Below are 19008 nucleotides of genomic sequence, written 5' to 3'. Positions count from 1 at the left end.
AAAGGTCGTCTGAAAACCTTTTGCCAACCGTTTTCAGATAACCTCAAATATCAGAAGGAACAAACCATGGCACAATACATGTGCGGCCCCTGCGGCTGGATTTACGACGAAGACCTCGGCGACCCCGAACACGGCATCGCCCCCGGCACGAAATTCGAAGACATCCCCGACGATTGGAAATGCCCCGAATGCGGCGTGGGCAAAGAAGATTTTTATCTGCTGGACTTCGTGATATAGCTTTATATAGTGGATTAACTATAAACCGGTACGGCGTTGCCTCGCCTTGTCCTGATTTAAAGTTAATCCACTATACAAACTGAAAAGGTCGTCTGAAAACGTTGGGTTAAACGGTTTCAGACGACCTTTTTGATTTTGTTGTGACGCGGCTGCGATTAAGCGTTTTCATCCCGCCAGCGTTTGAACACTAACGAAGTATTCACACCGCCGAAAGCGAAATTGTTGCTGACCACATAATCCGTTTCGATTTCGCGACCGCCGCTCAAAATATAGTCCACCTTGCCGCAGCGCGGGTCGATGTCGTTCAGATTGACGGTCGGGGCAAACCAGCCGTTGTTCATCATTTCAATGGTGAACCACGCTTCCAGCGCGCCGCACGCGCCGAGCGTATGGCCGAGATAGCTTTTTTGCGAACTCATGGGCACGAATCCGAACACGGCTTCAGTCGCCAGTGTTTCGGCGATGTCGCCTTTTTCGGTCGCCGTACCATGACCGCTGACGTAGCCGACTTTATCAGGCGTAATGCCCGCGTCTTGCAGCGCGAGCTCCATACATTTCTGCATGGTTTCTTTTTGCGGCTGGGTAACGTGGCTACCGTCGCTGTTGGCGCCATAACCGACGAGTTCGGCATAGATTTTCGCTCCGCGCCGTTTGGCATGTTCCAATTCTTCCAACACGAAAATCCCTGCGCCTTCGCCGATGACCAAGCCGTCGCGGCCGTTGTCGTAAGGACGCGGGGTCAGTTCGGGTTCGCCGTTGCGGCGGCTGGCGGCGTAAAGCGAGTCGAAAACATAAACTTCGGACGGACAAAATTCTTCGCCACCGCCCGCCAGCATCATGTCTATCATGCCGTATTTGATGGCTTCGTAGGCATAGCCTATGCCTTGGCTGCCGGACGAACACGCGCTCGAAGTCGGAATAATGCGCCCTTTCAATCCGAAAAAGATGCCGATATTGGCGGCGGTCGTATGCGGCATCATGCGCACATAAGTATTGGCGTTGAAATTGCGCGATGTGCCGGTGTTCAGAAGTTCACCCATATCGCCGATGTCTTTGGTACTGCCGACGGACGAGCCGCACGCCACGCCCATGCGCCCGTCGGTAATGCTTTCGTCTCCAAGCAAACCTGCATCCGTCAGGGCCTGCTCCGCCGCATCGACACACAGGTGCGACACGCGCCCCATGCTTCTGAGTTGCTTGCGCGTCCAATGTTCGGGCGGAGTGTAGCCTTCAATCGGCGCGCCCAATTGCGCTTCCAATTCGGGGAAACGTCTACTCCAATCCATGTATTTGACGGCATTTTTTTCCGCTTTAAACGCCGCCTGTATGCTTTGCCAATCGCGGCCGAAGGCGGTAATGCCGCCTATGCCCGTTACTACGACTCTTCTGGTATTCAACACAAACCTCCGTTCACCGCAATCACTTGGCGCGTAATGTACGCCGCTTTTTCATCCATCAGGAAGCGCACCGCATGCGCCACTTCTTCCGGCAGCCCCATACGCGCGGCGGGGACGGCTTTCAAAATTTCTTCGACGGGTACGTTTTCATCAACGATGTCCGTATCGATCAGACCTGGAGCCACGCAGTTGACGGTGATTTTGCGTTTCGCCAGTTCGACCGCCAAGGCTTTCGCCGCGCCGATCAAGCCCGCTTTGGATGCGCTGTAATTGACCTGCCCGCGGTTGCCCGTCAAGCCGGACACCGACGCCATGCACACAATCCGTCCGGCTTTGCGGCGGCGTATCATCGGCATGGTCAACGGGTGCAACACATTATAAAAACCGTCCAAATTGGTACGCAGCACCAAATCCCAATCGTCGTCTGAAAACGCGGGGAAGGCATTGTCGCGCGTCAGACCCGCGTTCAACACCACGCCGTAATACGCGCCGTTTGCCTCGATGTCGGCAGTCAGAATATCGCGGCAGGCTGCGCGGTCGGACACGTCAAACTGCAACACCCTCGCCTGTCTGCCCAAAGCTCGGATTTCTTCCGCTACGGCTTCGGCTTCATCGCGGCGGCTGCGGCAATGGACGACGATATCAAAGCCGTCCTCAGCCAAACCGAGGGCGACGGCTTTGCCTATGCCCCGGTTGGAGCCGGTAATCAAGATGGTTTCGCTCATAATGTTTCCTATTGGTTGGCGTGGTCTGCTTATTGGTCATCATCTGGACAGAGAAGGCTGTTTTCAGACGACCTTTCCGTCTTTCGGACTGTACACGTTCAAAGAGGCTTTTGCCACCAGTCCGTCCGCAGGCAGCTTGGCACGGGCATCTTCGGGCGCATCCGTCCAATGCAGCTCGCAATCGAATACACCCATACCGCCCGGGTCCTGTATCGACAGATTGGCGACCACCTTCATCTGCGTTCCGACGGGCAGGCTGTCGGCAAACAATTCCAGCTTGCGCGTGCCGAGCAAAAAGCCGAGCCGCACCGGCTCACCCGCTTCCAAAGCCTGTATGCCTGCAAACGCACCTATGCCCTGCGCCATGATTTCCATCAGCGATGTCGCGGGCAACACTCCGTCAACCAGCAGAATGTGTTTTTCCCCCACGCCGGCTTGGGCGCAAAGATGCTTCGGGCTGTATTCCGTCACACAGTCAAGCAACACCATATGGCCGCTGTGTGGCAATAAAGAAGCAACATCGTGGATGGGGCAAATTAAATTTACAGTCATAAAGGTCGTCTGAAAACAGAATACGTTAGAATAGCGCGATTATATCAGACCCTAGAATGTGTTAAGCTATTTCGTTAAAATACATCACAATGTAAACTTTTGAAAACCATCATGTCATCCAACATTTGCCGTTTTTCTTTCAATATCGCCGCTTGGCACGCTTCAAGCAGTAAAATCGCCACGCCCGAACAATGGCGGCAATGGGCTTCAGGCGCATTAGACGCCGCCGGGCTGCCCGGCCACAAACCCGCGCTTGCCTTCCTGCCCGCTCTGCAACGTCGTCGTTTGGGCAAAGCTGCGCGCCTGATTTGCGATGCCTCGTGGGAATTGGCGGAACAATATCCCGGCAGCCCGTTGGTTTACGCCTCGCATGACGGAGAAATCAACCGCAGTTTCGAATTATGGCTGGGACTGTTGCAAACCGACAGCGTTTCACCGACCTCCTTCGGACTGTCCGTCCACAACGCCCCTGCCGGACAATGGTCCATGTTGCGCGGCGACATGAGCGAACACACCGCCCTCGCCGCCGGCAGCGACAATTTTGAAACTACTTTGGCGGAAGCCTATGCCCTGCTGCAAGACGGCGCACCATCCGTGTTGGTTTTAATTGCCGACGACCCCTTGTCCGACGACTACCCCGTCCACGCCACACGCGCCCCGTTTGCCTACGCCCTGTCGCTTGTACTGACGCAGGGAGACGACTACACGCTCAGCCTCGATGTCAACAATACGTCGTCTGAAAACCCGTCCGACCTGCTGTCAGCCGATTACTGGGGCGCGCTCGACTGGATTCGTTTTTTACTTTCAGACGACCTCTCCGCAGAATGGCAACATGAAAAACGCCGATGGACATGGTGCAAAAAACCATGAAAACCCTAGACTACTGCCGCCGCTTCTTCGCCACCTTGTTCGGCTTCATCCTCTTCGGCGTTGCGGGCGTATTGTTCAAAATCGCACTTTTGCCCTACACGCTCAAGTCCACCAAAGGCGACATCAAGCGCCAGCTTGAAGCGCGGCGCATGATAGGGAAAGTCTGGCGTTTTTTCGTCGGCTATCTGCAATGGTCGGGCGTATTGAGCGTCCGTTTCAACGGCTTGGAAAAACTCGGCAGACCTGGGCAGCTCATCCTTGCCAACCATCCCTCGCTCTTGGATGTTGTTTTGCTGATCAGCCACTGTTCCGAGCCGAACGTACTGGTCAAAAAAGACCTGTTGAACAACCCCAGCATGAAAAGCCAAATCATCGCTTCCGGCTACATTCCCAACGATGAAAGTATGGAAATGTTGGAAGAAATCGACGCCGTGTTCAAAAGCGGACAAAGTTTGCTGATTTTCCCCGAAGGCACGCGCACAGGCTGGGACGGACAGGTTAAAATGCACCGTGGCGCGGTATCGCTCGGTTTGCGCAGCGCATCGGTCATCACCCCCGTGTGCATCAAAATGACGCCGCCCAATTTCAAAAAAGGCCAGTCTTGGTACAAAATACCGCCGCACAAAATCCATTATGAAATCACCGTCGGCGACGACATCCTGCCCGAAGAATGGCTGGCGGAAAAACCCCTACCCATCGCCGCAAGGCGTTTAAACGAATACCTTCAAGACTATTTCACAAGGAAAACCACATGAATAACTTAGAAAATCAAATCAAAGAATTAATCATCGACAGCTTGGGGCTGGAAGACATCACCCCTGCCGACATCGGCAGCGAAGACCCGCTCTTCGGCGACGAAGGCTTGGGTCTGGATTCAGTCGACGCGCTGGAACTCGGTTTGGCAGTACAAAAAACCTTCGGCTTCCAGCTCGACGGCGAAAACGACAACCTGCGCGACAACTTCGCCAACGTCAAAACACTGGCAGAATTCGTCAAAAGCCGTCAGGCATAAAAGGAGAAGCGATATGACCGAACAAGAAGTACACACCCTTCTGACAGATGCACTGGTCAACCTGTTTGAAATCGAACCCGAGCGCATCAAACCCGAGACCAACCTCTACGAAGATTTGGAAATCGACAGCATCGACGCCATCGACCTCATCGACCACATCAAACGCGAAACCGGCCGCAAACTGCAAGCCGAAGACTTCCGCAACGTGCGCACCGTAGATGACGTGGTTCAGGCGGTTTTGAAAGTACAGGCGCAAGATTCCTGATTCTGATTTTAATCGGCATATTTTCAGACGGCCTTGTCAATCGGCAAGGTCGTCTGAACATCAATAAACAACATCAACCTTTCTCACTTATCCATAATATATAGTGGATTAAATTTAAATCAGGACCAGGCGACGAAGCCGCAGACAGTACAAATAGTACGGCAAGGCGAGGCAACGCCGTACTGGTTTAAATTTAATCCACTATACAACTAACACTATGAAAAAACTCATTACCCTACTGCTCTTACTCCCCGCCTTGTCTGCGCACGCTGAAATTTCCCTCATCAAAAAAATGACACATGCCGAATGTATGCAAGTCATTCGTGATTCATTTGATATGTATCACGATATGGAATTTTGTGAAAAAGAGGCAAACGATGAGACTGAACGCAACGGCATAACGGCATGGGCTATGGCTGGAATGATCAACAGCAAATCAGAAATGTCGCACATCTGCCCAACGGTCAAAAAACTGTCCAAGAAACAGCAAGCTCAATTCTTTTCCCGCTATCCGGAATCTCATGAACCCAAAGAGGTGGGAAAATTCTGTACTCCGAAAAACCGTAAACGAATTGCCAAGCTTTATCCAAAATACTATAAGCTGCTCGTAGAATATGAAGACTTTGAAAAAAATAAAGATGAGGAAGAAAACGAATAACCCAATATCGCAGAAATTCTCAGAGCTTATCCTCTGAGAATTTCTGCCCCGACACCCTTACCCTGACATTTTCAGACGACCCCTCAGCGAAACTCGCCTGAAAAACAACAACCATGAAAATATTAGGAAAACTCCTGCTGACCCTCGCCAGCCTTGCCTATCCGCTCCTATGGTATTACGGCAGGGAAAACGGCGCGTTTTTCTGGCTTGCCGCCGCCATGTGCATCCTGTGGCTGATACGCGCCGCCATGCCGCAAACCGCAGCCCAACGCATTACGGCAATTATCCTTGCCGCCTTTTTCGCCGCCGTACTGGTTTTCAGACGACCCGACTCGATGTATTGGTATCCCGTCGCCGTCAACGCGCTGATGCTTGCCGTTTTCGGCGGCAGCCTGTTTGCCAAACAAACCGTCATCGAACGCCTCGCCCGACTGCAACACCCCGACCTGCCGCCCGAAGGCGTGCGCCACACCCGCCGCGTGACACAAATCTGGTGCGGCTTCTTCATACTCAACGGCGCAACCGCCGCCATTCTGGCAGGCTTGCAATATTACGACTGGTGGGCTGCTTACACCGGCATCGTGTCGTATGTGTTAATGGGGCTTTTGTTTGCCGGAGAGTGGGTGTATCGGAAAGCCGTATTGAAGGTTTAAGCCGACCAATTGCCGATTCTGACAATATTTTTGATTTAATAACTTATTACCCAACCCATGCGCCTTACCCAAATCCTATCCCCCGACCTGTCCCAACAAGACCTTATCGCCACCCATCCGAATTGGACGCGTGCTGATTTCAACCGTGCGGTTTTCCGGCTGTCAGGTCGTCTGAAAACGGCAAACGTGCAAACTGCCGCGTTGTGGTTTGACGATGCCGCGCTGTTTGCCTGCGCCGTGTTGGCGGTGTGGCATTCGGGCGGGCGGGTGTTGCTGCTGCCGAATCTGGCGCGGGACAATTTGGACTGGGGGCGGACGGCGGATGTGTTTTTGACGGATTCCGAAGATTTGCAAAGCAAGTTGGGCAGCCAAACCGAACAACGCGATGAATCCGGACAATCGTTGGATGTGCAATCCAACCCACCCGTGTGGTACCTGCCCAATTTGCTTGCACACGCATCGCCTGAAAACCCGACGCCTGCCCCTGAAAACCATCTGATTCCTGACCATGCCGAAGCGTGGCTGAAAACGTCGGGTTCCAGCGGCGAGGCGCAAGTGATTGTGAAAACCGCCGCGCAGATGCAGGCGGAAGCCTTGATGTTGGCGGACGCACTGCCGTTCGGACGCAGCGGGGAAACGGTTATCGGCAGCGTTATTCCGCAACACCTTTACGGCTTCACTTTCCGTTTCGCGCTCGCGCTGACAATGGGCTGGCCTATGGAGCGGCGGCAGGCGGTTTATCCGGAAAACCTGCTCGCAAGCACGGCGGCGCATGAAAAAGTGGTGTGGATTGCCAGTCCGGCGGTGCTCAACCGTTTGGGCGAAAACCGCAACTGGCAGAGCATCGGCCATAAAATCGCAGGCATCGTGTCGGCTGGCGGCGCGCTGCCCGAAGCCACGGCGGATTTGCTGCAACAGGCTGCCGTCCGCCCGTTTGAAGTGTACGGCAGCACCGAAACCGGCGTGATTGCGTCACGTTGTGAACGCCAAGAATGGCGGCCTTTCAAAGGCGTGGAAATCGGGCAGAACGAAGAAGGCGCATTGTGGGCATCTTCGCCGTGGTCGCCCGAACGCCGCCAGACCGCTGACTTAATCGAGCCGCAGCACGACGGTTTCCTGCTGCTCGGCCGCCAAGACCGCATCATCAAATTCGAGGACAAACGTGTGTCGCTGACCCAAATCGAACACGAACTTTTACGGCATCCGTGGATTGCCGACGCCCATTGCGGCCGCCATCCGCAACATCAACGCATCGCTATATGGGCGGCATTAAACGCGGACGGTATCGCCGCCCTGCGCGACCAAGGCAGAGCCGCCGTTGCCGACGCGCTCAAACGCCACCTTGCCGCCACGCAGGACACCATCGCCCTGCCCCGTTACTGGCGTTTCGCCGACAGCCTGCCGCGCAACGCTCAGGCAAAAATCGCCGCCGCCGATTTTCAGACGACCTTTACCGTCGCCCAAACATCGCCCGCTTGGTCAAAAACATCGTCTGAAGAAGAAACCGCCGCCGAAACCTTCATCGGCCGCGTGCCGCTCGATTTGGTCTATTTCGGCGGCCATTTCGCCACTTTCCCGCTCGTGCCCGGTGTAGTCGAGCTGCAATGGGTGCGCGATCTGGCGGCGCGTCATCCGTGGGGCAGGCAGCGCGTCGTCCGCGTGGAAAATTTGAAATACCAGCAGTTCGTCCGTCCTCATGACGAAGTGTCGGTGGAGCTAAAATACGATGAGGCAAAAAACAAATTGAGTTTTAAAGTCAGCAACGGCGACAATCCCTGCGCATCGGGGCGGATTGTGTTCGAGGTCGTCTGAAAATGCTTTTAGGTTCCGCCCTCTCCTGCGGGAAGAGGAAAACCTGCAAATCGGGGACAATCCCGCTCAAACTTAATAACAACCCATAATCAAATGAAAAGATAGAAAATATGCAACTTTTTCCAGCACTAGAACAACGTTATTCCGAAGAACACCAGTCCGCAGGCGAAGCGCAGCGTTTGGCGCAGGAAATCGCCTTTGCGCCGATTGTGTTCCAAGTATCCCGCCTGATGGTGAAATTCGGCATTTTGGATTTGCTGAACGACCATTCAGACGGCCTTACTCAAGCCGAAATCGCCGAGAAAGCCCAAATCAGCGGTTACGCCGCGCAAGTGCTGCTGGAAGCCTCGCTCTCCATCGGCACGGTACATACCCGCGACAACCGCTATTTCATCAGCAAAGCAGGCTGGTTCTTACTGAAAGACAAAATGGCGCGGGTGAACATGGATTTCACGCAGGAAATCTGTTACCAAGGTATGTTTGACTTGGAAAAAACCCTGCAAACGGGCAAACCCGAAGGGCTGAAAGTGTTCGGCAGCTGGCCGACCATTTACGAAGGCCTGTCGTCGCTGCCGAGCGTCGCGCAGGAAAAATGGTTTGCCTTCGACCACTATTATTCCGACAATTCCTTTGCCGAAGCGCTGAAAACTGTGTTCGCCAAACCGGTTAAAAAGCTGCTCGACGTCGGCGGCAACACCGGCCGCTGGGCGGAACAATGCGTCGGCTACAACGCCGAAGTCGAAGTTACCATCATGGATTTGCCGCAACAAATCGCCCTGATGCGCGAAGCGACCAAAGGCAAAACCGGCGCGGAACGCATCCATGCCCACCCTGCCAATCTGCTCGACCCCGAAGTCCCCTTCCCGACAGGTTTCGACGCGATTTGGATGAGCCAGTTTTTAGACTGTTTCAGCGAAGAACAAGTCACCGGCATCCTGCGCCGCGCCGCCGCTTCCATGAGCAGCCACACCAGCCTCTACATCATGGAACCCTGCTGGGACAGGCAGCAATACGAAACCGCCGCCTACTGCCTGACCATGACCAGCCTGTATTTCACCGCCATGGCAAACGGCAACAGCAAAATCTTCTATTCCGAAGACCTGATACGCTGCGTTGAAAACGCCGGATTGAAAGTGGCGGAAATTTCAGACGGCATCGGACGCGGGCACAGCATCTTGCGCTGCGAGAAGGTCGTCTGAAAACGGTATCTCCATGAAAACCCTAGTGTTAATCCCCCACTACAACCACCCCGCCGCCATCGCCCGCGTCGCACAGACCATGCACGGCTTCGGTTTGGACGTATTGATCGTGGACGACGGTTCGCGAGAAGAATGCAAACCCGTATTGCAGGCATTGGTTTCAGACGGCATCCACGTCCTTTACCGCCCCATCAACGGCGGCAAAGGCGCGGCGGTCAAAACCGGTTTGAAATACGCCGAAGAACACGGTTACAGCCATGTTTTACAGGTCGATGCCGACGGGCAGCACCATCTGGACGACACGCCCAAACTCTTGGCGGCGGCGGAACAAAATCCCGAAGCCGTCGTCTGCGGCTGGCCGCAATACGGAGACGACGCGCCCAAAGCGCGGCTGTACGGGCGCAAAATTACCGACTTCTGGAACATGCTGCACACTTGGTCTTGCGACATCAAAGACGGCATGTGCGGCTTCCGCCTCTACCCGCTCGCCCCCGCGCTTTCGGTCGTCCGCGAAGAAACCGTGGGCGACCGCATGGATTTCGACACGGAAATCCTCATCCGCCTGTACTGGCGCGGCGTCAAGCCGGTTTGGATTAAAACGCCCGTGCAATACGCCGCCGATGGCGTGTCCCACTTCAACACCTTCGCCGACAACGTACGCATCAGCAAAATGCACACGCGGCTGTTTTTAGGAATGTTGCGGCGGCGTGTGGACGCTCTATTCGGGAAAGGTCGTCTGAAACCATGACCGACAACACGCAAAACCATTGGGCGTCGCAGCCCGAACGCGGCAGCCGCCTGTTTCTCGCCCTAACCACGTTGATGGTGCGCTATCTGCCCGCCTTCCTGATGAGGCCGTGCATCTGGTTTGTGGTACTCTATTTCTACGCCACCGCGCCCAAACCGCGCCGCCATATCCTGCGGTATCAGACCCGTCTTCAGACGACCTATCCCGATACCGTTTTGCCGAAACACAGCGTATTCAAACAATTTATCGCGTTCGGCGAGGCAATATGCGACCGTTTTGCCGTGTGGCAGCGCAAAATCCGTTATGAAGATTTAGTACTCGAAGACCCGGACGGCGTTTATGCGCAAATCAGCGATTCGGTACGCGGGCAGATTTTCGCCTGCTCGCACTTGGGCAACACCGAAGTCTGCCGCGCGCTGGTGTCGCACCATAAAGGCTTCAGGCTCAATGTGTTGGTACACAGCAAACACGCACAGGCGTTCAACGAAGCCTTGCAAAAAGCAGGCGCGGAACATATCCGCCTGATTCAGGTCACGGATTTGGATCCCACCCTGATGATGGAGCTGAACCGCCGCATCGAAGACGGCGAATGGATAGCCATTGCCGCCGACCGCGTCCCCGTGCGCGGCGAGAAAACCGCCGACATCAACTTTCTAGGCCATACCGCCCCCATGCCGCAAGGCGTATGGCTCTTGGCGGCGCTCTTGAAAACGCGGGTGAACACGCTGTTTTGCATTAAACAAAACGGCCGCTACCATTTGAAACTGCGCCGCTTCACCGACACTTCCGACTGGAAACGCGGCAACCGCGAAGCCGCCGTTACCGCCGCCATGCAGGGCTTCGCCGATATCCTGGCGCAAGAATGCGCGCAAAATCCGCTGCAATGGTTTAATTTCTATGATTTTTGGAATGAGGAAGAAGAAAAGGTCGTCTGAACCCCTATCGAGTTTTCAGACGACCTCGGTCAACGCTGAGCTGCGAAACACATACACTTGCCGCGTTTTCTAACTTCTACACATCAAATATATTTGCCCCATCAAAGCAATGATGGTTTTGAAATTTTCCTTTTGAACAAAATACACCCCTTCCGTCTCCATGCCCTACAAACAAAGGATTTTTCAATTCGGGGAAATAGAGTTAAAGGTCGTCTGAAAACCAAACGCGGTTTCAGACGACCTTTTGTTTGCAAGATTTCCAGTCCGATGAAATTGGTCGTTTGTTAATGAAATTTTTGTTCTGCTTATGTCGGTATTTGCAGTTTCGTTATCCTGTCATCGTCAAAAAAATCGACTTTGCACGCGGTAATTTAAAAGGTCGTCTGAGAACCTTATTTTAGGATTTTCAGACGACCTTTGTTTACTTTAAAAATTCAAGCAATCAGCCGGCCATTTGTTTTGCCTGAACCGCTGTCAGGGCGATGGTGAAGACGATGTCTTCTACCAATGCGCCGCGGGAGAGGTCGTTGACCGGTTTGCGCAAACCTTGCAACAACGGACCGACGCTCAGGACGTTGGCGCTGCGTTGTACGGCTTTGTAAGTACAGTTGCCGGTATTGAGGCTTGGGAAGATCAGGACGGTTGCCTGACCGGCGACGGTGCTTTCAGGGGCTTTGGTTTTGCCGATTTCAGGCACGGTAGCCGCATCGTATTGCAGCGGGCCGTCGATTTCCAAGTCCGGGCGTTTTTCTTTTGCCAGTTTGGTGGCTTCAATCACGGCATCGACATCAGGGCCGCTGCCTGAATTGATGGTGGAGTAGGAAATCATGGCAACTTTAGGCGGGATGCCGAAGGCTTTGGCGGTATCGGCGGATTGGATGGCGATATCGGCAAGCTGTTCGGGCGTCGGATTCGGGTTGACCGCGCAGTCGCCGAAGACGAGGACTTGGTTGGGCAGCAGCATGAAGAATACGCTGGACACGAGGCTGGCGCCCGGTGCGGTTTTAATCAGTTGCAAAGCGGGGCGGATGGTGTTGGCGGTAGTATGAACGGCGCCGGATACCAAGCCGTCCACGTCGTTTTGCGCCATCATCATGGTGCCGAGGACAACGGTGTCTTGCAGTTGTTTGCGGGCATCTTCAGGGGTCAGACCTTTGGATTTGCGCAATTCGCACATCGGCTCGACGTATTGTTCGATCAATGTAGCGGGATCGACGATTTCCAAAGAGTCAGGCAGGTTGATGCCGCGTTCTTTGGCAACGGCTTCAACTTCTTCGCGTTTGGCAAGCAAGACGCAGCGGGCAATGCCTTTTTCGTGGCAGATGGCGGCTGCGGCGACGGTACGCGGTTCTGCACCTTCAGGCAGGACGATGCGCATATCGGCTTTGCGGGCAAAATCAATCAGGTTGTAACGGAATTGGGCGGGAGAAAGGCGGGAGGCTTCGCGTTTTGCCAACGCAGATACGTCTTTGAGCGCGCTGCTTGAGCCGTAGAATGTCAGTCCGGTCAGGCGGGCGACTTCTTCGCCTACGGATGCTGCCGCGCCTTCAATAATGAAGCCTTCCAAAAGACCCGGTGCGTTGGTATAAAGCTGTTTGGCAAGGTTGATTCGGTGTGCCACTTCGGCTGCGTCAGCACTATCAGATTGCAATGCCAAGACTACGCCTGCATCCAAAGACAATGCCAGCTCGACGTTTTTGCCGGACAGGAAGAGTTTGTCCGCTTCGGGGGCGATACCTTCGATAACAAGATTGTCGGTATTGAGTGCGACGGCTTTGCCGACCACAGCGTCAAACCAGTCGTCGCTTTTGCCTTGTGCCAACAGAGTTTCGGCGGATGCGTCGAGCGGTTGGAAAACTTGCGCGCCCAAAGCTTGGGCAAAGGCTTTGCTTGCTGCTGCTACGTCCAAACCGGCGGATACCGGAGCGACCAATAATTTAGCCATGATATGTGTCCTTTCTATTTGGAGGTTGTCCGTCTTGGAGGTTGTCCGTCGCCGCCGTGATGCAGACGTAACGGCAATGGCTTAATACTAACAAACAAACCGCGTTTCCAACAAGGTTAAATGTTAATGGATTGAGTGAAAATGCAATGGATTTTTAAGAAACGCATAGCGCAGAGAGAGTTAGTTAAAATCGAAACCAACCATCCCCTTCCCTTTTAATCTTTACTGATTACCGCAAACAATACCGTTTGAAATGAAAAAAGCCGAGTCCCGCAACATACAGAACCCAGCTTATATCAACCACCTGAACAGGTTTTGATGAATAATCAAAATTTAAAGAATACTTGCCTTCAAATCCAAGTTTTCAGACGACCTCTCGTTCCGGCAGACAAACCTGCCGTAGGTCAGATTCTTGAATCTGGCATCTCCATCTGCCACAACACCTAAAGGAAGCAGAAGCATTAAATAGTCGTCGAATACAAGTATCCCCGACTACACATTACCCAGCAACTGATTTTATAGTGGATTAAATTTAAACCAGTACGGCGTTGCCTCGCCTTGCCGTACTATTTGTACTGTCTGCGGCTTCGTCGCCTTGTCCTGATTTAAATCTAATCCACTATATTCCGCAACGGAAAGACAAAAAAGGTCGTCTGAAAACCTTAAATCATCAGGTTTTCAGACGACCTTTCATTTCGGCAGATTGATTAAGTCAACCCATCAAGCCTGTTTCAGCTTCGCATCGGCATCGCGCAACGCAGTGCGCAAACCTTCCTCAATAACGGGATGGTAAAACGGCATATCCAGCATTTGCGGAACGGTCATCTTCATTTGATGCGCCCATGCCAACAGGTGTGCCAAATGTTCGGCGGCAGGGCCTAAGATTTCCGCGCCGATGAAGCGGCCGGTGGCTTTTTCGGCATACAGGCGCATATGGCCTTTGTTTACCAGCATCACGCGGCTGCGGCCTTGGTTTTTGAACGATACTTCGCCGATGACAAATTCGTCGGGTTGGTATTGCGCGGCAACCTGCGCGTATTTCAAACCGATAAAACCGATTTGCGGATTGGTGAACACCACGCCGATGGTACTGCGGCGCAAACCGCCGCCGATATTCGGATAGCGGCCCGCGTTGTCGCCGGCAATCTTGCCTTGGTCGGCGGCTTCGTGCAGCAAAGGCAGTTGATTGGACGCGTCGCCCGCGATGAAGATATGCGGAATGCTGGTCTGCATGGTCAGCGGATCGGCAACAGGTACGCCGCGCGCGTCTTTTTCGATATTGATGTTTTCCAAACCGATATTGTCAACGTTCGGACGGCGGCCTACGGCTGCCAGCATATATTCGGCAACAAATACGCCTTTTTCGCCGTCTTGCTCCCAATGAACTTCTACATTGCCGTCTGCGTCGAGTTTGACCTCGGTTTTAGCATCCAGATGCAGTTTCAATTCTTCGCCGAACACGGCTTTCGCCTCGTCTGAAACGACGGGGTCGGAAATGCCGCCGATGATGCCGCCCAAGCCGAAAATTTCGACTTTTACACCCAAACGGTGCAATGCTTGACCCAGTTCCAAACCGATAACACCCGGTCCGAACACGGCGACGCTCTTAGGCAGCGTATCCCATGAGAAAACGTCGTCGTTGATGATCAAACGGTCGCCCAAAGACTGCCACTGCGGCAGGATAACGGGACGCGAGCCGGTAGCAATCACAAAGCTTTTTGCCGTGATTTGGGTATGGTCGTCGATTTGGACGGTATTCTCGTCGATAAATTTAGCCGAACCCATAATGCGCTTGTCGGCAGGCCACTCTTCCACATCGGCAACGACAAAACCGACAAAACGGTCACGCTCGGATTTGACGCGCTGCATGACCTCTTCGCCGTTGACGACGATGCTGTCTTTATCCAAATGCACGCCGAACGGGTCGGTATGTAATGCGTGATGGCGCGCCTCTGCGGCAGCAATCAAGAGTTTGGAAGGCATACAGCCCACGCGCGCGCAGGTCGTGCCGAACACGTTGTTTTCAATCAGGTAAACATTATCCGAATGTAAACGGGCATTGCGAAACGCGCCCATGCCGGCAGTACCGCCGCCGATTACGACGACATCTGCTTGAATTTTTTTCATAATCTTTGTCCTTTTTTGTTGAGCGTCCGAAGCGGTATCAGCGTGAAGCGTATCAGGTTTTCAGACGACCTATTTAATAAACTATCAAAAATAAAAAATCGATAGTTATTTTTAAAATATTGATTTAAAACAATAATCTCAAATTCTACTTGTAAATATAGAGCTATTCAGAACGACCGTGTAGCGTATCGTCTGAATAACTCTATTTTTCTGTTCAGACGGCTTTTTCAAACCGTCTTAAGCATCAAGCAATTAGTTTTTAGCCAAGTAAGCTTCCAAATCTTCGCTACCGCCGATGTATTTGCCGCCGATGAAGACTTGAGGAGCAGTCATCTTGCCGGTAATGGCGCGAACGGAAGTAACAGTTGCATCTTTGCCCAATACGATTTCTTCGTAAGACAGACCTTTGTCTTGCAAAGCTTTTTTAGCTTTAGCGCAGAATTGGCAGCCGGGTTTGGTGAAGATGGCAACAGACTCTTGAGCTTTCCAGTCAGGGGCGATGAATTTCAACATAGTGTCAGCATCAGACACTTTGAAAGGATCGCCCGGCTCTTCAGGCTCGATGAACATTTTTTCAACCACGCCGTCGTTAACCAGCATGGAGTAACGCCAAGAGCGTTTGCCGAAGCCCAAGTCTTCTTTGCCGACCAGCATGCCCATGCCTTCGGTGAATTCGCCGTTGCCATCAGGAATCATGTAGATGTTGTCAGCTTCTTCTTCAGCAGCCCAAGCGTTCATCACGAAAGTATCGTTTACAGATACGCAGTAGATTGCGTCAACGCCGTTTTCTTTGAACGCGCCGAACAATTCGTTGTAGCGTGGCAGGTGGGAAGAAGAACAAGTCGGAGTAAATGCGCCGGGCAGAGAGAATACGACTACTTTTTTGCCTTTGAACAAATCATCGGTGGAAACATCTTTCCAAGTGTCGCCCACGCGGGTACGGAATACGACGGAAGGTACTTTTTGACCGGTACGATCTTGCAAAGCCATTTTGGATCTCCTTGAAATTTTAGGTTTAGGGAATGATACGAGTGAATGTGTGCATTCTAGCGCAGGGAGTTTGATTTGTATAATTTATAGTTCAAATAATATTAATTACCTGAAACTATGAAACCCAACCTGCGAATGTTTCATTTAAATAGAGGTCGTCTGAAAGAAAACAAGCCCCTGGCCTGGAATTATTTTTCGGAATCGTGTGCATCGGGCAATACGACTTCACGGATGCTGCTTTCTACTTTGTCTTTCAACATAAAGCGGTCTTCGTCTTTGCCGGGGCGAATCGGGGCGGCAAAATCAATACGGATGCGCAGTTTTTTCATGGAAACGATGCGCCAAAGTGAGCGCACCAAATCAACTTGTGCATAAGACGGCACAGTCGTCCTTTTACCGGCATCATCATAATAGCGCAGCGTAACCGCCTGAACAGGCGCGTCGGCATCAATGGCGGATTGGAAGAGCGCGGCTTTGAACGGCAAAATATCCAAGCCCAAAGAAGTCCGCGCTTCGGGGAAAAAGCTGACATTCTGCCCGGCTTTCAACGCGGCGCAAATGGCTTGGTTAATCGGCTCGACATCGCGTCGGGAATTTCGATTGATAAACACCGTGCCTGCGTTTTGCCCCATTTTGCCCAAGACCGGCCAGTCTTTGATTTCCTGCTTAGCGATAAAGCTGCTCGGATACACCGCACTCATGGCGAAAATATCCAGCCAAGACACATGGTTTGCCGCCACCAAAACACCCTTCACATTATCAGCAGGCGGCATGCCGATTTCCAATTCGATATCCAAGGCTTCCAGCGCGCCTTTGCCTAAAGTGATGACCGCATGATCGCGTTCGGCAGGATTGCCGGCATCGATACGGCGCAAATGCCTTCCGGTTCGGAACAGCCATCCCGTCAGGCGGAACAACCTGCCTAAACGGGTAAAAAACGGTGCTTTTCGTGAGTGCATAACTGTTTTTCTTTTCGTCTTATGTGTATCAAATCATATCAATAAAATTTTCAGACGACCCAGATGACAAAGAGGTCGTCTGAAAACAGGTTCATACATTATTTTTGGCAGTTCGGACAATAAAACGTCCCGCGCTGCCCCAAAACTTCCTTCTGCACCAAACCGCCGCAACGGACGCAGGGTTCGTTGTGCCTGCCGTACACCGTATATTCCTGCTGAAAATAGCCGCTTTTGCCGTCGCTGTTGACGAAGTCGCGCAACGTGCTGCCGCCGGTTTCAATCGCGCGCTGCAACACTGCCTTGACCGTCTCTACCAACACAACGCATTCTTTTTTCTTAACCTTGTCCGCAGGACGGGTCGGCGATATGCCTGATTTAAATAGGCTTTCGTTCGCATAAATATTGCCTACACCGACCACGACGGCATTGTCCATCAGAGCCAATTTGACCGCACGTTTTTGCGTTTTGAGCTTTTGATACAGATAATCGGCGGAAAAGTCGTCTGAAAGCGGCTCAGGACCCAGTTTCTCAAGGAGCGGATGATGCTCGGCAATGCCTTCGTACCACAAAATTGCGCCGAACTTACGCGGATCGTGATAGCGCAACACCGTTCCATCCGCAAACACAATGTCCACATGATCATGTTTGTCAGGATGATCAATCCGTGCGTCGCCGTCCGTAAAAATCCGTAAGCTGCCCGACATACCCAGATGAATCAACAGAATACCCGTTGCAAAACCGATAATCAGATATTTCGCCCGACGACGACAGCTCAATACCTCCTGCCCCGCCAAAAGCTCCGCCAACTGCGGATTGACCTGCCAGCGCAACTTGGTTTGGCGCAACACGACATCCGCCACCTTTTTACCTTGAATATGCGGGCTGATACCGCGCAAAGTCGTTTCCACCTCGGGCAATTCCGGCATTTTCTTTATCCTCAAGCTAATACAGTCGACATCGACTTTTCAGACGACCTGCGATTCTACCGATGCCAACGCAGCCTGACAATTTGCAACCAATCGGCTTTGCAGGAAGCAAGCAGCAAATCCAAGGCAAAATGACAAATATAGAAGAGGCTATTTTTATGGAGTCAAACCTGCTGTTTTCAAATGTTCAGCCTCGAAAGGTCGTCTGAAAACCAGTTATGTCGGTTTTACCAACGCTGCATTTCTCAATCCGAAATCCGCGCCGCACCCAAAGCCACCGTCTGCGTTCCCAATATTTTTTCAAACTCCGGCAACGGCGTAACCCCCGCCATACGCTTGATCAAAACCAAGCCGTACACCGCCGCGCACTGCGGCCACCACCTGTCCCCCGCCTTCTCCATAAAACGCCAAAACCGCAGCCCTTTTTGCGAATTCACAGCAGGCAGGTACACCATAAACTGCCCAAACTCCACCTCAAAATCCAAATCCGCCAACCGCCGCTTCAAAGCAGGCAAAGTCAGACAATGCTCCTTTTTAGGCAGGTGCGTTCCATCAAACCACTTGCTGAAAAACCACAAAGATTTCGGATTAAACCCCGTCAAAACCAACCGCCCTTCAGGTTTCAACACCCTGGACGCTTCATGCAGCACTTGCGTCAGTGCGGCAGTTTCATGGCTGTGCGGCATCAGCAGCACATCAATAGAATGACTTTCCCAAGCCATAGCATCCGCCGCCATCAATACATCACGAGGCACGGCAACCACGTTTTCAGACGACCCCAACCATTCGCCACCTTGCTGAACGACGGTTTGTCCGTCGAAATATTGTAAATGCTGCTCAAAAAAAGCAGCTTCGTTTTGAGCAACATAACGCCCCATAGCCGTATTTTCAAACCATACATCCATAGTCGTTATCCTATTAACTGTTTCATGCGTTCATTTCTACTGTCCGATAGAAAAATACAATGCAATCGCCGTATTTATGCCACAGATTTTAAC

General features: G+C 52.6%; 20 protein-coding genes. 11 read left to right on the top strand and 9 right to left on the bottom strand.

Translation table 11 applies throughout. The features are described 5' to 3' along the window. Window positions 1-66 precede the first annotated feature (66 nt). Window positions 67-237, top strand: coding sequence for a rubredoxin (locus tag DBZ16_RS07465; RefSeq protein WP_003744701.1), 171 nt, complete (start codon window positions 67-69; stop codon window positions 235-237). A 155-nt stretch (window positions 238-392) separates the two neighbouring features. Here the strand turns inward: DBZ16_RS07465 and DBZ16_RS07460 are convergent, their stop codons facing one another. From DBZ16_RS07460 to DBZ16_RS07450, 3 genes are all read right to left on the bottom strand, one after another. Then, window positions 393-1637 (bottom strand): beta-ketoacyl-ACP synthase, encoded by a 1245-nt coding sequence (locus DBZ16_RS07460; protein ID WP_107813532.1) that lies wholly within the window; start codon window positions 1635-1637, stop codon window positions 393-395. Beyond that, a complete protein-coding gene (gene fabG, locus DBZ16_RS07455) occupies window positions 1631-2359 on the bottom strand; it encodes a 3-oxoacyl-ACP reductase FabG (RefSeq protein ID WP_070513238.1) in 729 nt (242 codons plus the stop codon). The genes DBZ16_RS07460 and fabG overlap by 7 nt, the downstream gene beginning before the upstream one ends. A gap of 63 nt (window positions 2360-2422) precedes the next feature. Beyond that, entirely contained in the window at window positions 2423-2911 is a 489-nt protein-coding gene (locus tag DBZ16_RS07450) for a thioester dehydrase (protein ID WP_430914360.1), read from the bottom strand. A gap of 111 nt (window positions 2912-3022) precedes the next feature. Between DBZ16_RS07450 and DBZ16_RS07445 the strand changes: the two genes are divergently transcribed. From DBZ16_RS07445 to DBZ16_RS07400, 10 genes are all read left to right on the top strand, one after another. Beyond that, window positions 3023-3781 (top strand): beta-ketoacyl synthase chain length factor, encoded by a 759-nt coding sequence (locus DBZ16_RS07445; RefSeq protein WP_107813531.1) that lies wholly within the window; start codon window positions 3023-3025, stop codon window positions 3779-3781. Beyond that, window positions 3778-4536, top strand: a complete 759-nt coding sequence (locus DBZ16_RS07440) for a lysophospholipid acyltransferase family protein (protein ID WP_107813751.1) — start codon at window positions 3778-3780, stop codon at window positions 4534-4536. The genes DBZ16_RS07445 and DBZ16_RS07440 overlap by 4 nt, the downstream gene beginning before the upstream one ends. Beyond that, a complete protein-coding gene (locus DBZ16_RS07435; RefSeq protein WP_003685586.1) occupies window positions 4533-4793 on the top strand; it encodes a phosphopantetheine-binding protein in 261 nt (86 codons plus the stop codon). The genes DBZ16_RS07440 and DBZ16_RS07435 overlap by 4 nt, the downstream gene beginning before the upstream one ends. A gap of 13 nt (window positions 4794-4806) precedes the next feature. Continuing rightward, a complete protein-coding gene (locus DBZ16_RS07430) occupies window positions 4807-5058 on the top strand; it encodes an acyl carrier protein (protein ID WP_107813530.1) in 252 nt (83 codons plus the stop codon). Between the two features lie 217 nt (window positions 5059-5275). After that, window positions 5276-5716 carry a hypothetical protein gene (locus DBZ16_RS07425; protein ID WP_107813529.1) on the top strand — a complete coding sequence of 147 codons (441 nt, stop codon included), beginning with the start codon at window positions 5276-5278 and terminating at the stop codon, window positions 5714-5716. A gap of 113 nt (window positions 5717-5829) precedes the next feature. Further along, a complete protein-coding gene (locus tag DBZ16_RS07420) occupies window positions 5830-6369 on the top strand; it encodes a hypothetical protein (RefSeq protein ID WP_107813528.1) in 540 nt (179 codons plus the stop codon). A gap of 57 nt (window positions 6370-6426) precedes the next feature. Further along, a complete protein-coding gene (locus tag DBZ16_RS07415; protein ID WP_107813527.1) occupies window positions 6427-8181 on the top strand; it encodes an AMP-binding protein in 1755 nt (584 codons plus the stop codon). A 110-nt stretch (window positions 8182-8291) separates the two neighbouring features. Next, window positions 8292-9380 (top strand): class I SAM-dependent methyltransferase, encoded by a 1089-nt coding sequence (locus tag DBZ16_RS07410; RefSeq protein WP_107813526.1) that lies wholly within the window; start codon window positions 8292-8294, stop codon window positions 9378-9380. Window positions 9381-9393: 13 nt separating this feature from the next. Next, on the top strand, window positions 9394-10128 hold the full coding sequence (locus DBZ16_RS07405; RefSeq protein WP_107813525.1) for a glycosyltransferase family 2 protein: 735 nt from the start codon (window positions 9394-9396) through the stop codon (window positions 10126-10128). After that, window positions 10125-11063: a glycosyl transferase family 2 gene (locus DBZ16_RS07400; protein WP_107813524.1), complete on the top strand. Its 939-nt coding sequence runs from the start codon at window positions 10125-10127 to the stop codon at window positions 11061-11063. Before DBZ16_RS07405 ends, DBZ16_RS07400 begins: the two co-directional genes overlap by 4 nt. Window positions 11064-11505: 442 nt before the next feature. Here DBZ16_RS07400 and pta read toward each other — a convergent pair whose 3' ends face one another. The 6 genes from pta to DBZ16_RS07370 form a co-directional block, all read right to left on the bottom strand. Next, window positions 11506-13008, bottom strand: coding sequence for a phosphate acetyltransferase (gene pta, locus DBZ16_RS07395; protein WP_107813523.1), 1503 nt, complete (start codon window positions 13006-13008; stop codon window positions 11506-11508). A 720-nt stretch (window positions 13009-13728) separates the two neighbouring features. Beyond that, complete coding sequence (locus DBZ16_RS07390; RefSeq protein WP_107813522.1) at window positions 13729-15135, bottom strand: dihydrolipoyl dehydrogenase; 1407 nt, start codon at window positions 15133-15135, stop codon at window positions 13729-13731. Window positions 15136-15387: 252 nt separating this feature from the next. Next, window positions 15388-16125, bottom strand: a complete 738-nt coding sequence (locus DBZ16_RS07385) for a redoxin family protein (RefSeq protein WP_003740760.1) — start codon at window positions 16123-16125, stop codon at window positions 15388-15390. Between the two features lie 188 nt (window positions 16126-16313). Further along, the gene (locus tag DBZ16_RS07380) at window positions 16314-17084 is read right to left on the bottom strand and encodes a 1-acylglycerol-3-phosphate O-acyltransferase (protein WP_107813521.1); all 771 of its coding nucleotides are present in this window, start codon (window positions 17082-17084) and stop codon (window positions 16314-16316) included. 98 nt (window positions 17085-17182) lie between these two features. Then, window positions 17183-18010, bottom strand: a complete 828-nt coding sequence (gene mutM, locus DBZ16_RS07375) for a bifunctional DNA-formamidopyrimidine glycosylase/DNA-(apurinic or apyrimidinic site) lyase (RefSeq protein ID WP_107813520.1) — start codon at window positions 18008-18010, stop codon at window positions 17183-17185. 245 nt (window positions 18011-18255) lie between these two features. Beyond that, window positions 18256-18915: a class I SAM-dependent methyltransferase gene (locus DBZ16_RS07370; RefSeq protein ID WP_107813519.1), complete on the bottom strand. Its 660-nt coding sequence runs from the start codon at window positions 18913-18915 to the stop codon at window positions 18256-18258. Window positions 18916-19008 lie beyond the last annotated feature (93 nt).

This window comes from Neisseria sicca (genome assembly GCF_003044565.1).
Classification (GTDB): domain Bacteria; phylum Pseudomonadota; class Gammaproteobacteria; order Burkholderiales; family Neisseriaceae; genus Neisseria; species Neisseria sicca_A.
Note: the sequence above shows the minus strand (reverse complement) of the source record. Positions and strands in the feature narration are given on the sequence as shown.